Raw genomic sequence first — 14,829 nt, forward strand, 5'->3', positions numbered from 1 at the left:
GGAACGTCAGTGACCAGGTACGTACCCACGCTGCTTGTCGACCACGTTCGTCAGCGGCTCACCGGCCGCCCACCGTTCGTACAGCTCCACGAACTGCGCGCCGAGTTCGTCGCGCCAGCCGACGGTGTCGCCGCTCATGTGCGGGGACACGATCAGGCCCGGGGCCCGCCACAACGCGCTGTCGGCGGGCAGGGGTTCGGCCTCGAAGACGTCCAGGGCGGCGCCCGCGATCCAGCGTTTGGCCAGGGCCTCGGCGAGCGCGTCCTCGACGACCAACTGCCCGCGGCCGATGTTGACGAACCGGGCGGACGGCTGCATCAGGCCGAAGCGGCGGGCGTCGAACATCCCCCGCGTCTCGTCCGTGAGCGGCGCCGCCGCGACCACCCAGTCGGCGCGGGCCAGCAGCCGGTCCAGGTCCTCCGGGCCGTGCACGCCGGAGCGCGCGGCGCGGCCCACGAGTGCGGTCGTGATGTCCAGCGCCCCCAGCGTGCGCGCGATCGCCCGGCCGATCGGCCCGGAACCGACCACGACGGCCCGGGTTCCGGCGATCTTGTGCGACTCGCGGTGCCGCCAGGTCCGCTCCCGCTGGAGTTCCAGCGTCCTGGGCAGGTCCTTGGCCATCGCCAGCACGAGCGCGGCGACGTACTCGGCGATCGGCTGGTCGAAGACGCCGCGCGCGTTCGTCACCACCGTGTCCGAGGCGGCGAGCTCCGGACACATCAGGTGGTCCACACCGGCGCTGGCCGTGTGCACCCAGCGCGGTCGCGGACCCTCGCCCGGCCACGCGTCCCGTACGGCGCGCGAGGTGAAGTCCCACACCAGGAGTGCATCCGCACGCGGGAGGCGCTCGGCGAGATGCGCCGCGTCGGTGTGCTCGACACGGGCGCGACCGGTGAGGCGCCCGAGGCGGGGGAGGGGTTCGGCGTCCAGGACGAGGAGGGTGGGGGTGGGCATGAGCAGCCGTTTCTCCAGCCGTTCGGCGAGGGTGGACGGCCCGGACGCGACCGCCGGTGACGACGAGTTAACCCGGTGTTGACCAAGGAGTGATCCGGGCGGATTGACCACGCTCGCACCCGAACCTACCGTCGTCAACACGGGCGTTCCCACGATCCGTTGCACACTCGTTGCCCAGCGTGAGGCCGGTGGCTGCCATGGACGTCTCATTTCTCGGCGGGCCGAGCCCGCAGCGGGGGGTCGGCGTCGTCGCTCCCTTCGACTTCGCCCTCGACCGTGAGCTGTGGCGCTGGATGCCGGACGAGGTCTCCCTCCACATGACCCGCACCCCGTTCGTACCGGTCGAGGTCAGTCTCGACCTGGCCCGCCTGGTCAGCGAGCACGAGACGCTGAGCGAGGCGGTCCGCACGCTCAACGCGATCGCCCCCGAGGTGGTGGCCTACGCCTGTACGTCGGGCAGTTTCGTCGGCGGCATGATGGGCGAGCGGGCGATGTGCGAGGCGATGAGCCGGGCCGGTGCCGTACCGGCCATCACCACCTCCGGCGCGCTGCTGGAGGCCCTGGTCGAGCTGGACGTGCGGCGGGTGGCCCTGGTGACGCCGTACACGGTCTCGGTGACGCGGTCGCTGGAGGAGTACGTCGCCCAGGCCGGAGTCACGATCTCCGGCTGCGCCTTCATGGGGCTGACCCGGCACATCTGGAAGGTCCCCTACCGGGAGGTGGTGGACATGGCACGGCAGGCCGTCCGGGGCGACGCCGACGCGCTGTTCATCAGCTGCACCAACCTGCCCACCTATGACGTGATCCCCCAGTTGGAGGCCGAGCTGCGCATCCCCGTGATCTCGGCCAACCAAGTGACGATGTGGGCGGCACTGCGCCGACTGGGTACCCGTGCGGTGGGGCCGTACCAAGCGCTGGTCAATCCGGCGGCGCGTTCCGGTCCCGTGGCGCCGGGGGCGGACCCCGGTCCCGTACTGCCGGAAGAAGAGCAGCAGCAGGAAGGCTGGACATGACAGCGCTGGGATTTCTCTACCCGGGCCACTCCGCCGAGGACGACTATCCGCGCATCGAGCAGTTGCTGGGCAGTGACATCCGGGTGGACCTGGTGCACACCGACATCGGCGAGGACGCGCACCGGGTGGACGCGCTGCTCGAGATGGGTTCCGCCGGCCGGCTGGCGGCGGGCGTGCAGGAACTGCGGCACGCGGGTGCCGACGCCGTGGTGTGGGCCTGCACGAGCGGCAGTTTCGTCTACGGCTGGGACGGCGCGCAGGAACAGATCCGCGCCCTGGCCCAGACGGCCGGCATGCCTGCCTCCTCCACGTCCTTCGCGTTCACGCACGCGGTGCGGGAGCTGGGGGTGCGGCGGGTCGCTGTCGGGGCGACCTATCCGGAGGACGTGGCCCAGCTGTTCGCCGAGTTCCTCCGCTCGGCCGGCGTGGAGGTCGTCTCGGTCGGCAGCTCCGGCATCATCACGGCCGCCGAGGTCGGCACCTGGGGCGAGCCGGAACTCCTCGCCCTCGCCCGGAACTCCGACCACCCCGACGCGGAGGCGCTCCTGCTGCCCGACACCGCCCTCCACACGGCGGCCCACATCCCCGCCTTGGAGAAGGAACTCGGCAAGCCGGTCCTCACCGCCAACCAGGTCACGGTCTGGGAGGCCCTGCGCCTGGCGGACCGACGGGTGAACGCGCCGGAACTGGGCGCACTCTTCTCGAGGGAGCCACTCGTCCAGGCGTGAGGCCGGCCAGTGGGCCGAACCCGCCGCCCGCACCAGCACGCCGCGGGCGGCGCGGAGGCCTCCCGATCACGCCGCTTCGCACGCGGACTCGCCACCGTCCGGGCCGCCCTCCAGGTGACTCCCCCCGGGTCCCGGACGGCCTCGGCCAGATTCATGGCGACGGCCACCACGAACGCCGCCTTGAGGCAGCCGGCCGCTCGTGCCACCCGGTGCGCACCCGTCGGCATGGAGCCCGAGTGCCCCCGAGTGGGGTGAGAAAGGGTGCCGTGCCCTCGAACGCGCGCCCCATACGGGCCGGAATCGGTCCCACCCCTTCTTCGGGAGGAAGCGGGACATAGATGCGCCAACGCGCCACCCGGAGCTGAGGAATGCTCAACTCCGCCGCCACAGGCGGCCCTTGGGTTGACCGAAAGCGCGTTCCCCTTTCGCCGTCCATTCCGTGCACACTGGCCACGTCCGCAGCCAGTCGTGCCGTGAAGGACTCCCCGATGGCCGAAACGGGCCCGTTCAGACCCTCCGCAAGCGCTGTCCAGCTGTCCGGCCGCCTGCTGTGCCGGAGTCTGGCCGCGGCCATGGCCTCCGCCGCCGCGGACGCCTTCCTCGATCCCCGGGCCGACTGGTGGGGCGTCGTGTGGCCGGCGCCCTGGTGGCTCGTCGGGGTGACCGCCCTCGCGTGGGCCGTCCTGCGGGCACGCGAGAAGGCCCACCGCCCGCCCCCGCGGGGCAGCGCGCGCGGGGACTGGGAGCAGGCCGCCTGACGCCTCGGCGGCAGTGGCCGGGAATAACCGGAGACAGTCCCCTGTTAGAGCCGGAACGACAGCACACGGCCCACAGCAGGAGGCACCCCACCGTGGCGGCAGACGAGATTCGCGGCGCAGCCCAGGGCAGCGCCCCCGTCCCCCTCTCCGTACTGGACCTGGTCACCGTGGGGGCCGGCCGTACCGCCTCCGACGCCCTGCGCACCAGCGTCGACCTGGCCCGTCTCGCGGAGAACCGCGGCTTCCACCGGTACTGGGTCGCCGAGCACCACTCCATGCCGGGCGTGGCCTCCTCGTCCCCGGCCGTGATCCTGGCCCACCTCGCCGCGCACACCGAGCGCATCCGGCTCGGCTCGGGCGGTGTGATGCTGCCCAACCACGCCCCGCTCGTGATCGCCGAGCAGTTCGGGACGCTGGAGGCCATGGCCCCGGGCCGGGTCGACCTCGGTCTCGGCCGCGCCCCGGGCACGGACGGCGCCACCGCCGCGGCCCTGCGCCGCACCGAACGGCTGGGCGAGGGCGCCGACGACTTCCCGCAGCAGCTCGCCGAGCTGACCCGGTTCCTCGACGACGACTTCCCCGACGGGCACCCCTACCGCCGCATCCACGCCGTTCCCGGCCCGGTCCAGGCCACGTCCCCCGGCGGCGTCCAGTCCCCACACCGCCCGCCGATCTGGCTGCTCGGCTCCTCCGGCTTCAGCGCCCGCCTGGCCGGCGTCCTGGGGCTGCCCTTCGCCTTCGCGCACCACTTCTCGGCGCAGAACACCGTCCCGGCGCTCGACCTGTACCGCGAGTCCTTCCAGCCCTCCGCCGTGCTCGACGAGCCGTACGCCCTCATCGGCGTCTCCGCCCTCGCCGCAGACGAGGAGCGCGAGGCCCGCCGGCAGGTGCGGGCCGCCGCCCTGAGCATGGTCCGGCTGCGCACCGGGCGCCCCGGCCTCGTGCCCAGCCCGGAGGAGGCGGAGGCCCACGAGTTCAGCCCCATGGAGCGCGACTTCGTCGACTCCTGGAACGCCAACGTCGTCCACGGCACCCCCGACGAGGTCCGCTCCGGCCTGGACGACCTCGCCAAGCGCACCGGCGCCGACGAGTTGATGATCACGGCCAACGCGCACGGCGGAGACGTCCGCGTCCGCTCCTACGAACTCATCGCGGACGCCTACGGGTTGCCGACGCCCGCCTGAACATCCGGCGTGCCCAGCAGTTCGGAGATGCGATCCGGCGGCACCGGACGGGAGTAGAGCCAGCCCTGTCCGGTGTCGCAGCCGATGCGGCGCAGCCGGGTCGCCTGGGCCGAGGTCTCCACGCACTCGGCGGTGACGGTCAGCCCGAGCCGGTGCGCGAGCTGGATCATCGCCTCGACGACGACCTCGTCGGCCGGGTTGGCGCGGGTGGCCGCCTCGCGGTCGTCGTACTGGAAGCCGCGCACGAACGATCCGTCGAGCTTCAGCACCGACACCGGCAGCCGGCTCAGGTAGGCGAGGTTCGAGTAGCCGGTGCCGAAGTCGTCGATGGCGATGCGGACGCCCATGTCGCTGAGGGCCTTCAGGGTCTGCAGCGGGCGGCCCGCCGAGCCCATCACCGCCGACTCGGTCAGCTCCAGTTGGAGCAGGTGCGGCGCGAGGCCCGCCTCGGTCAGGGTCTCCGCGACGTCCGCCACCAGGTCGGAGTCCCAGACCTGGCGTACCGCCACGTTCACGCTGACGAAGATCGGCGGTTCGTCCGGGTGGTCCAGCTGCCATCGGCGGGCCTGCTTGCAGGCCGTGCGCAGCACCCAGCGGCCCAGCGGGACGATCGAACCGTCCTCCTCGGCAAGTCCGATGAACCGATTCGGCGTCAGTACGCCGAACTGAGGATGATTCCAGCGGATGAGCGCCTCGACCCCGTGCAGCCGGTCGTCCTCCATGCCCACCAGCGGCTGGTACTCCAGCCGGAACTCGCCCCGGTCGATGGCCGGGCGGAGGGTGGAGGCGAGGGCCTGGCGGGTCATGCGGTGGGCGTTGCGCTCCGGGTCGAACAACGTCCAGCGGGCCTTGCCGTCGGCTTTCGCCCAATAGAGCGTCGTGTCCGCCGCCTGCATCAGCGCGGTGGCGGTGGTGCCCGCAGCGTGCCGCTCGACGACGCCGATCGACGCCGAGACCGACAGCCGCTGGCCGCAGATGTCGAACGGGTCCTGAACCGCCCGCAGCGCCGACTCGGCCAGTTCGGCCAGTTGTTCGGTGCCCGTGGAGTCCTCGACGAGCAGCGCGAACTCGTCACCGCCGAGCCGGGCCACCAGCGGGATGCTGACCCGTGCGTGGCCGGCCTCGTCCGCGCAGCGCGTCAGACGCTCGGCGACGGCGGCCAGCAGCCGGTCGCCGACACGGTGGCCGAGGGTGTCGTTGATGGCCTTGAAGCCGTCCAGGTCCAGGTAGCACAGCCCGATCCGGCCCGTGCCGCTCTGCTCGTACGACTCCGCCTCCAGTGCCGCCGACAGCCGCTCGAAGAACAGCGTGCGGTTGGGCAGGCGCGTCACTGGGTCGTGCATCTGCAAGTGCCGCAGCCGGGCCTGGAGTTCCCGGCGGGCGCTGATGTCGGCGACGGACATCAGCACACCGCTGTCCTCGGCGGGCAGCGGGGCGATCGTCACCTGCACCCACAGCGAGTGCCCGTCGGGGTGCTTGAGCCGGCGCGTGCAGCGCAGCCGTGACTGCCGGCCGCGCAGCACCTCGCGGTACGCGTGCCAGGTGCGGGCGTCGGAGGTCAGGTCGACCAGGTCGGCGGCGACGGACCCGGCGAGCTCGTCCGGGGTGCCGCCGAGCAGCGCGGCGAGCGCGTCGTTGGCGCTGACGACCGAGCCCTCGCGGTCCACCACGGCCATGGCGAGCGGGGCGGCCGTGAAGACGGAGCGATAGGGCTGCCGGGACGGGGGCTCGGTACGGGGAGACGTGTCGATCTCACTCTCTGTGACGACCGGCCGGTCCAGGTCTGCCGCGGGCGCCGGCCCTTCGGAGGTTCCGCTCACCGCTCGCTCCCGCATGTATTCGATCTCTGTCCGTGCAGGAAAGGTCAGGAAAGTGTGCCGATCATAGAGGCTGGCCCCGGGGCCTTCCAGCCGGTGTTCAGTCTTCCCGGCCAACCCGCCCTTCTGCCAGATCGTTTCTGCACGCACCTGGACGGCTCCTTCAGGGCCCCGACCAGTTGTGACGTTCTGTGAGTGCTTCGGGGGTGTCGGCTTTCGTGATTTTTCGCCCCCTTCACCCGACCGGTGCAGGCAAACAGGGCGCGGTAGGACAAATCATCACAGGCTGGGTGCGGTGTCCCGCGAACCGCACCCGGAGGTACCCGTGCCGCGTCCGTTTCCGCGCGCCCGACTGCGCAGCACCGCGGCCGTGTTCACCACCATGTCCGCGCTCGCCGCCACCTCCCTGGGTGCGGGCCCCTCGGCCGCCGGGCCCGACTCGGCCGTGCCCTGCGTCCTGACGCGCACCGACGCCCACCACTCGGAGGGCCTGGACACCTGGAACGCCGCCTATCCCCGCCCGGCCAGGGCCCTGGACGCGGTCATGGTCTTCCTGTCCTTCCCGGACTCCCACCCACTGACCACCCCGCAGGAGCTGACCGCCGACCACTTCCCGGCCACCACCCGCTTCTTCGAACGCGCCTCCTATGGCCGCTTCACCCTGCGCCCGCATGCGCTGCGGCACTGGATCGGGATGCCACAGCCGTCCACCGCCTACGACATACGGCGTGACTGGAGCCCCGAGCACCGGGCCGCGTACCTGCGGGACGCGCTCTCCGTGGCCGACCCGCAGGTGGACTTCTCGCGCTACGACGTCGTGTACTTCGTCGCCGACCCGGACGCGCCCGGCGTGGACTCCGACGCGACCAAGGTGGTGAACCTGACCAGTCCGCTGCGGGCCGACGGCACCGACCTGCGCCGGATCGTCACGGTGTTCGAACAGCACCCGCCGGACCGGCTGGTCCTCGCCCACGAGACCGGGCACGTGTTCGACCTGCCCGACCTGTACCGCCGTCCCGTGGACGGCAAGGGCGACTGGGACACCCATGTCGGCGACTGGGACCTGATGGGCAGCCAGTTCGGACTCGCCCCCGACCTCTTCGCCTGGCACAAGTGGAAGCTGGGCTGGCTGGATCCGCGGCAGGTGCGGTGCGTGCAGGACGCCGCGCCCGCCCGGCTGACCCTGGAACCGCTGGCGGCGGGACCCGGAGGGCCGATGACCGGGGCCGCGGGCGCGCAGGCCTTCGGCCTCGGGCGGGGCACCAAGCTGGCGGTGGTGCGGACGGGACCCGACAGTGTGCTCGCCTTCGAGGCGCGGGGGCAGGTGGGCAATGACGTGACCGCCTGCCGGCAGGGGGTGCTCGTGTACCGGGTGCGGGGCGGGGCGCAGTCCGGGGGTGGACCCATCGAGGTGATCGACGCCCACCCGCGCACCGAGGCCTGCTGGGAGGACTCCGTCTACCCGCCCCTCGCGGACGCGCCGATCGGCATCGGGGAAAGCTTCACGGTGCCGGGCGAGGACGTACGGGTCGAGGTGGAGGGGCGTACGGTGTCGGGGTCCTGGACCGTGAAGATCGCGGTGGGGCGCTGACGGGGCGGCGGTGCGACGCCCAGAGGCGGGGGTGTGTGGCAGCCCTCACGGCGCGCGGCGAAACCACACACAAACGACGGTGGCGGCTTGCGTTCACGTTGTCCGCGAACACAAGCCGCCACCGGTACAGTGCGCCGCCAGGGACTCGAACCCCGGACCCGCTGATTAAGAGTCAGCTGCTCTAACCAACTGAGCTAGCGGCGCCTGCTGACGTCGTAGACCTTAGCACCCTGGTCGGCGGGAGGAAAAATCGAAATCCGCACGGCGGAGCGGGCCGCCCGGACGGCCGCCCAGAGCAGTACCTCGGGGCCGGGGAGCCAGGGCTGACGGGTGTCCGGGGCGACGAGCCAGCGGGAGCCGGAGCGGGACGGGGCGGCGGCTCGGCCGGACCCCGACCCGGTGCGGGCGCCGGGCGCCGGGCCGGAGGCGGAGGTGCTCTGCGACGGGGCCGGGACGGTCACCGCGTCGCCGGTGCCGTGGCACAGCAGTGGCGGCACCGCGTCCGTGCGGCGGGTCTCCCGGCGGTCCCGCGCGCCCCACTCCTCCCACTCCAGCAGCGCGGGGAGCCGCTGCGCCGTCCCCGGGGCGGCGAAGAGCAGCATCCTGCCCCGGAACTGCGCGACCGGCCCCGAGCCGGGCCCGTCGTCCCACAGCCGGTCGAGCATCCGCCGGCCGAACATCGCCGGTGCGCTGACCACGTCGAAGACCGAGCCGCAGGGCAGTACGACCGGCGTGTCCGGCCGCTCCACCCAGAGGGCGAGTGTGCTTCGCGGATACGTTCCTGCCGAGGCGAGCCAGGTGGCCCCGTTCGGGGTGACATCGGAGGCGTTCCATGCGCTGCTCATGGCATGCAGGTCTACCCGCCGTGAGCACTCGGTTTCCATGGGTTGCGGGAAATCGGGACAGGAGGGGGTGGGGAGGGGTATCTTGCCCGCCTGGCATATGCCATGTGATCGGGAAGGGCCGGTGTCAGGCGGTCTCGCCCGGTCCCCGGCCCTCGGCGTCGCCCCGCATCAGGTCCCGCCCGAACTCGACCATCTTCTTGGCGTAGTCCTCGGTCCACTCGGCCCGCTCGGCGATGTCCGCGGTCGTCAGCCGGTCGAACCGGCGCGGGTCGGCCAGCTGCGCCGCCGCCATCGCCTGGAACTCCACCGCCCGGTCCGCCGCGGCCCGGAACGCCAGCGTCAGCTCCGTCGCCCGGGCCAGCAGGGCCCGGGGGTCGTCGATCGACTCGAGGTCGAAGAAGTGCTCGGGGTCGGAGGCCGCCTCCGCGGGCTCGAAGAGCAGGGGCGCGGGGCGTAGCCGCGGTTCGTTCCGACGCGGCGTGGGCTCCGCCATGTCTTCTCCTCCTCGTACGTCGCGCTGACCCTCCCGGTGGAGTGGGCCACCGTCCATTGTCTCGCGGGCGCGCAAGTGGGCATAGCGGTCTCGGGTACGGCCGGCACACCACCCGGTGTTCGTCCAGGCTCCCGGGACAGGCGAAGTCCGGCCACGCGCAAGGTGCTCGCGGGCGCCGGTCACGGGCGCCACTGCACGCGGTGCTCCGCCAGGTGCGCGAGCACCGCGTGGTTCGCCTCCCAGCCGTCCGGGAACTTCACCACCGTCCCCAGCTGCACCGGCTCCGTCGACGGATAGTCGTCCAGCAGGTCGGTCACCCCCGCTCGGCAGACCACGATGCAGGCGTGCCGGTGGCGGGAGGCCAGGACGCACAGGCGGCCGGTCTCCAGGTGGAAGGCCGTGGCGTCGGGGCGGCCGGACAGGGGGTGGAGGATCACCGTGACGTCGTACTCACGGCCCTGCAGCCGGTTGGCCGTGTCCACGACCACGTCGGTGACGCCGAGGCCGGCCAGCGCCGAGCGGACCGCCGCCGCCTGGTCCCGGTGGGCCGTGCCGACGGCGATCCGGTCGGCGGTGAGGGGGGAGGTGAATGGGGATCGTTCCGAGGTTGCCGCGCCCGCGCGGTCCAGCAGGCGCCGTACCACCGTCGCCACCGCCCGGACCGCCTCCGGGTCCGTGCGCGGGGTGTGCCGGGCGGGCAGTTCCAGCAGGCCCCAGCCCGCCCCGGCCGCCTCGTCGATCACCCGGTCGGGGGCCGAGCCGTCCGACGGCACCCCGAACGCCAGGGTCCGGTCACCGTGGCCGGTGCCGCTGCGGAACGGCGTGTACGGGTAGAAGGCGTCCGAGACCAGGGGCGCGGCGGAGGCCGGGAGCCGCCAGGAGACCGGCAGCCGGTGCTGCGGAAGGTCCGGGTTGTGCGCCAGCAGGGTCGTCACCGCCGAGGCCGACGGGTCGTAGGACAGGCCCGCCCACTGTTCGCTGCCCACGATCGCGAACGGATCCAGCTGCCCCGGGTCGCCCACGAACAGCGCCCGCTCGAACAGCCCGGCCACGGCGAGCAGCGCGTCCGAGCGCATCTGGTACGCCTCGTCGACGATCGCGTGCCGCCACGGTTCGTCGACCTTCACATGCGCCCACTTCGCGGCGGTCGAGAGCGTCACGGCCAGTCCGGCGAGGTCGGCCGCCTTGGCCGACGTGCGCACGTTCGGCAGCTCGTCGAGCGCCTTGTCGTACGGGTCGGAGTCGCTGCTGTGCAGCCGGCCCACCGGCAGCTCGGGGTTCTTCTCGGCGAGCCGCAGGACCAGGTCGTCGACCTGGGCGTTGGTCTGCGCCACCACCATCAGCGGGCGGCCCGCCTCGGTCAGTTCCAGCGCCGCGCGGACCACCAGCGTGGACTTGCCCGCGCCCGGCGGGGAGTCCACGACGACACCGCGCGCGGTGCCCTGCAGCGTGTCGCGCAGGATCGCGTCGGTCGCCTGCGCCGCGGCGGTCGAGGGATCGAACACCGTGGTCACAGCACATCCTCCTCGGTCACCGGGTCGGCGGCCTCCAGGGTCGCCTCACCGGGCGGCCCGCCGTGCGTCCACGGCGTCCGGTCCGGGTCGGGCAGCTTCGCGCCGCCCCGCTGCTCGTGCTCGAAGAGCGTGAAGCAGACCCGGTCGCCCTTCTCCGGCACCGAACCCGGTTCGGGCTCCTTGCCGCGGCCCATCTTGTCGAGGACCCGCAGCACCAGGTGCCCGCCGCCCTCCTCGGCCGCGACGAACTCCGCCGCCTGCGGCTTCCCGCCCAGCGACCGGTACACCCTCGTCCGCTCGCCGAGATGCGGCCGGTCGTCCGTGCGCACCGTGACCAGGGGGCGCGGGGTGGGGCGCTTGCCCTCGCCGTACGCCATCACGACGTCGGTGACCTCACCCGCGAACGCCTCCCCGGACAGCCGCCGACCGGCCATCACCAGCGGGTCGTCGAGGGCCTCCTGCGCCTCCAGCCGGGCCTGTTCGCGCTCGCGCGTGGCCAGCTTGTTCGCCGCGGTGACGGCGTCGTCGCGGCGTGGCTGCGGGGGCTCGCCCGCCAGGACGCGGTCGCGGTGGCCGGTGAACGACCAGCGGTCGCGGGTCCACCGCTCCTCGATCCGCGTCCCCTCGGGCAGCTCCCGCAGCAGGTCGAGGCCGCGCCAGACCGCGTCCCAGGTGGGGCGGGTGCGGCTGAGCACCAGGTCGCGGATCTCCCGCTCGGCGGCGGTCAGCGCCCCGAGCCGGTCGTCGGCCTCCAGGCCGTCCTCGGCGGCGGCGAGGGCGGTGCGGGCCCGGTCGTAGCGCTCGATGGCCGGGGCGAGCAGCTTGTTGTCGAACGCCGGGTCGGTGGCCGGGCCGGCCGGCGGGCAGATCAACTGGCCCCGCTCGTCGCGCTCCAGCTCGGCGCGCAGCGCGGCCTCGGCGCCGGTGACGCCCTCCGGCGGGTCGATCCAGGCGAGCAGCGCCCCCAGGTGCTGGTCCTCCAGGGCGGACTGCCCGGTCACCCAGTGCCGGCTCAGCACGTCGGTCATCGCCAGCAGCAGCGAGGAGCCGGGCACCCGGGCCCGCTCCCCGAAGTGCGTCAGCCACCGCCCGAGCAGCGGCACCCGGGGCGGCGCCGGGTAGGGGGCCTCCGGATCCTGCTCCGCCGTGCGCCGGAACCGCGTCGAGCGCCCGAGCAGCCGCACGAGGTCGATGCCCGCGCGACTCGGCACGATCAGCTGGGGCGCGTCCGCGCACAGGTCGACCTCGACCTTGACGCGCTTGCCGGTCTCCGGGTCGGTCTCGGTGCGCTCGGCGGCCTCCACGGCCTCGGCGTACGCGTCGACGTACGGCAGCACGATGTCGGCCAGCTCGGCCAGGAACGCGAACCTGAGGTCGCGGTCGCGGGGCTGCGGGACGGCCAGCAGGCGCGGCGCGTCCCGGTCGGTGCCCACCAGCGCGCCGAGCGGGGCGCCCGCCTCACCGGCGGTGGTCAGCGGCACGAACACCAGGGGGCGCTCGCCGAGGTGCCGGTGCCGGACGGTGGCGGCGGGCTGGGCACGGCCGGTGCTGACGGCTTCCAGCCGGGCCAGGGTGGAGATCAGCGACACGCCGCCTCCAGCGCCTCGGCGCGCAGGGCGGCCGCCCGCCGCAGGGCCGCCACGGCCGGGTCGTCGGGATCGCCCGCCTCACCGCGCGCCGCCGCGAGGACGTCCTCCACGGTCGTCAGGCCGCCCAGCTCCGCCCGCGCCGGGCGCCCGAGCGTGGTCACCGCGCCCTCCCGGCGGGACCGGGCCCGGCAGTGGAACGCCAGCTCGCACGCGGACAGGCACTCGGGCGCGTACGCCGCCGGGACCGACTCCACGGCCGCCGACAGGTCCTCCGCGGGAAGCTCGGGCGAGAAGCACGTGCCCTCGGGGAGCGCGTCGGCGATCTCCTCGATACGGGTCAGCCGGGCCAGCTGGCGGGCCGTCACCGCCCGCTGCTTGCGGATGTCGACGGCGGACGCGGCCGGCAGGTTGGAGAAGTCCCGCGGGCAGACCAGCAGGATCCGGTGCCGCACGCGCGGGGCCCCGCCCGGGGTGCTCGGCCTCGGGGACGCTTCAGCCGGGGCCGAGGAGTCGACCGGGCTCGACCCTTCGGGCCTCGGCGCGCTCACCCCCTCGGCACCGGCGCGCCCCTCCGGCTCCGCGCCGAGACGCGCCGCGACCTCCTCCAGGGCCAGCACGTAGACCGCCGCCTGCCGGGCCGCCGCCCCGACCTTCGCCGGGTCCGCCGAACCGTCCAGCAGCGGGAACGACTTGATCTCCACCACCGTCCAGCTGCCGTCCGGATGCACCACCACCGCGTCGGGCTCCAGGAAGGCGGGAGAGCCCGCCACGTCCAGCGCGAGCATCGGATGGTCGAGCAGCGTCCACGCGCCCGGGTGCGCGGCGGCCTCCCGCAGCTCCAGCGCCGTACGGGCCGTGCGCCCCTGGGGGCCGGTCGCGGTCAGGTCGGGCACGCGCGCCTGCGTGGGCGGCTCGGCGGACCGGTCGAGCTTCTCGTGCACCAGCCGCAGCAGCTCCGCGCCGCCGTCGGCCTTGACCTTCGCCTCGAAGGCGTTGCCTCTGGTGAGCGCGAACTGCGACTGCCCGAAGGCGGACGGCGAGCCCAGGGCGCTCGCCAGCGCCGCCTTGTTCACGCCGGCGCCGTCGAGGATCGCGCGCCGCGCACAACCGGGGTTGGCGGCCAGCGCGGCCAGGGCGCGCGCGTCCAGCGCCTTCGCGGGTACGTCGGGGCCGCGCAGCTCAGCGAGCCTTCCCCAAGCTCTCGACTGCGCTCGAGCAGGGGAGACCCCTGTCCGGAGCGCCGTCCCCCGCGTCCTGGGGAGAGGCACCCGGCTCGGTTCCCGCTCCGACCGACTCGCGCTGCCGTGGAATTCGCTCACCCGCGGAAGTCTGGCATCCGGCACTGACAATCGGGGAACCCGCGGCGGAAGAGTCCGCCGTGACCGGTGCGGCAGACGGCACGAACCGTGCCTTGACCCGGTCCGCGGCGCGCATCACGCGGGGTGCCAGCAGCAGCCCGACGCCCATGACGGCCGCGCCCGCGACCGCGTCGAGGAAGTAGTGGTTGGCGGTGCCCATGACCACGATCGTGGTGATCAGGGGGTAGGCGACACCGGCCGTCTTCATCAGGCGCGTACCGCCGTGACGCCAGAGCATCACCCCGCACCACAGGGCCCAGCCCACGTGCAGACTCGGCATGGCCGCGTACTGGTTGGTCATGTCCCCCATGCCGCGCGGCGCGCTCGCCGCGCCGCCCCACCAGCCGTACGAGCTGTACTGAGCCATCGTGTCCACGAAGCCGTGGCTCGCGTCGAGGAGCCGGGGCGGGCAGGTCGGCAGCAGCGTGAAGCCGATCAGGCCGATGAGGGTGGACGTCATCAGCCAGGTGCGCGCGGCGCGGTAGCGCACGGCGCGGGAGCGGAAGAGCCACACCAGGACGGCCGGTGTGACCAGGTAGTGCAGCGACGCGTACCAGAAGTCGGCGGGTATGCCGATCCACGCCTCGCGTGTGAAGAGGCGGTTGAGCGGGTGCTCGAAGTTGAGATACAGCGCCTTCTCGAAGCGCAGGATCGTCAGACCGTGGTCGACCGCGCCGGAGACGTCACCGCGGGCGAGGAGCCGGCCGGCCGAGTAGCACGCGTACACCAGCAGGATCAGCGGCAGCTCGGTCCACCAGCGCAGCCTGGGCGCGGGGGCCGCCTCGGTGCCCGGTGTCTCGGTGTGCGGCATCCGATCGTCCTCCCCCTTCAGTTCAGTCTCGTAGCCCGGTCGGCCGTGCCACTTTACGGTGTGCGCGCCCGCCACGAGGGGGCGCCTCCGGACCTCGAAGACGCAGAGATCGCCCCCCGGGTTGCCTGCGGCGGCCGTGCGCGATGATGGAGGAGTCCCCCTTGCAGTTCCTCT

At 73.4% G+C, this 14,829-nt stretch carries 13 protein-coding genes and 1 tRNA gene; 5 read left to right on the plus strand and 9 right to left on the minus strand.

Annotated features, from left to right (window positions below):
* Positions 1 to 6: 6 nt before the first annotated feature.
* On the minus strand, positions 7 to 954 hold the full coding sequence (locus tag QNO09_RS28625) for a D-2-hydroxyacid dehydrogenase (RefSeq protein ID WP_283973141.1): 948 nt from the start codon (positions 952 to 954) through the stop codon (positions 7 to 9).
* Positions 955 to 1,151: 197 nt separating this feature from the next.
* Here QNO09_RS28625 and QNO09_RS28630 point away from each other — a divergent pair, with 197 nt between their 5' ends.
* From QNO09_RS28630 to QNO09_RS28645, 4 genes are all read left to right on the plus strand, one after another.
* The gene (locus QNO09_RS28630) at positions 1,152 to 1,967 is read left to right on the plus strand and encodes a maleate cis-trans isomerase family protein (protein WP_283973174.1); all 816 of its coding nucleotides are present in this window, start codon (positions 1,152 to 1,154) and stop codon (positions 1,965 to 1,967) included.
* Positions 1,964 to 2,695: a maleate cis-trans isomerase family protein gene (locus QNO09_RS28635; protein WP_283973142.1), complete on the plus strand. Its 732-nt coding sequence runs from the start codon at positions 1,964 to 1,966 to the stop codon at positions 2,693 to 2,695. Before QNO09_RS28630 ends, QNO09_RS28635 begins: the two co-directional genes overlap by 4 nt.
* A gap of 488 nt (positions 2,696 to 3,183) precedes the next feature.
* The gene (locus QNO09_RS28640; protein WP_283973143.1) at positions 3,184 to 3,453 is read left to right on the plus strand and encodes a hypothetical protein; all 270 of its coding nucleotides are present in this window, start codon (positions 3,184 to 3,186) and stop codon (positions 3,451 to 3,453) included.
* A gap of 92 nt (positions 3,454 to 3,545) precedes the next feature.
* Positions 3,546 to 4,637 carry an LLM class flavin-dependent oxidoreductase gene (locus tag QNO09_RS28645; RefSeq protein ID WP_283973144.1) on the plus strand — a complete coding sequence of 364 codons (1,092 nt, stop codon included), beginning with the start codon at positions 3,546 to 3,548 and terminating at the stop codon, positions 4,635 to 4,637.
* Here QNO09_RS28645 and QNO09_RS28650 read toward each other — a convergent pair.
* On the minus strand, positions 4,613 to 6,472 hold the full coding sequence (locus QNO09_RS28650; RefSeq protein WP_283973145.1) for a putative bifunctional diguanylate cyclase/phosphodiesterase: 1,860 nt from the start codon (positions 6,470 to 6,472) through the stop codon (positions 4,613 to 4,615). The two genes, QNO09_RS28645 and QNO09_RS28650, sit on opposite strands and share 25 nt — an antisense overlap.
* 307 nt (positions 6,473 to 6,779) lie before the next feature.
* Between QNO09_RS28650 and QNO09_RS28655 the strand changes: the two genes are divergently transcribed.
* On the plus strand, positions 6,780 to 8,045 hold the full coding sequence (locus tag QNO09_RS28655) for a M6 family metalloprotease domain-containing protein (protein WP_283973146.1): 1,266 nt from the start codon (positions 6,780 to 6,782) through the stop codon (positions 8,043 to 8,045).
* 130 nt (positions 8,046 to 8,175) lie between these two features.
* On the opposite strand, the gene QNO09_RS28660 is transcribed toward QNO09_RS28655, so the two are convergent.
* The 7 genes from QNO09_RS28660 to QNO09_RS28690 form a co-directional block, all read right to left on the minus strand.
* Positions 8,176 to 8,249, minus strand: a tRNA-Lys gene (locus QNO09_RS28660).
* Positions 8,240 to 8,890: a bifunctional DNA primase/polymerase gene (locus QNO09_RS28665; RefSeq protein ID WP_283973147.1), complete on the minus strand. Its 651-nt coding sequence runs from the start codon at positions 8,888 to 8,890 to the stop codon at positions 8,240 to 8,242. Before QNO09_RS28665 ends, QNO09_RS28660 begins: the two co-directional genes overlap by 10 nt.
* Positions 8,891 to 9,014: 124 nt before the next feature.
* Positions 9,015 to 9,383: a DUF8844 domain-containing protein gene (locus QNO09_RS28670; RefSeq protein WP_107455154.1), complete on the minus strand. Its 369-nt coding sequence runs from the start codon at positions 9,381 to 9,383 to the stop codon at positions 9,015 to 9,017.
* 179 nt (positions 9,384 to 9,562) lie between these two features.
* Entirely contained in the window at positions 9,563 to 10,897 is a 1,335-nt protein-coding gene (locus QNO09_RS28675; RefSeq protein ID WP_283973148.1) for an AAA domain-containing protein, read from the minus strand.
* Positions 10,894 to 12,486 (minus strand): amino acid adenylation domain-containing protein, encoded by a 1,593-nt coding sequence (locus QNO09_RS28680; RefSeq protein ID WP_283973149.1) that lies wholly within the window; start codon positions 12,484 to 12,486, stop codon positions 10,894 to 10,896. Before QNO09_RS28680 ends, QNO09_RS28675 begins: the two co-directional genes overlap by 4 nt.
* A complete protein-coding gene (locus tag QNO09_RS28685) occupies positions 12,477 to 13,754 on the minus strand; it encodes a hypothetical protein (protein WP_502962357.1) in 1,278 nt (425 codons plus the stop codon). Before QNO09_RS28685 ends, QNO09_RS28680 begins: the two co-directional genes overlap by 10 nt.
* Complete coding sequence (locus tag QNO09_RS28690) at positions 13,666 to 14,655, minus strand: phosphatase PAP2 family protein (RefSeq protein ID WP_283973150.1); 990 nt, start codon at positions 14,653 to 14,655, stop codon at positions 13,666 to 13,668. Before QNO09_RS28690 ends, QNO09_RS28685 begins: the two co-directional genes overlap by 89 nt.
* Between the last annotated feature and the right edge of the window lie 174 nt (positions 14,656 to 14,829).

Source organism: Streptomyces sp. 378, from assembly GCF_030124145.1.
GTDB lineage: Bacteria > Actinomycetota > Actinomycetes > Streptomycetales > Streptomycetaceae > Streptomyces.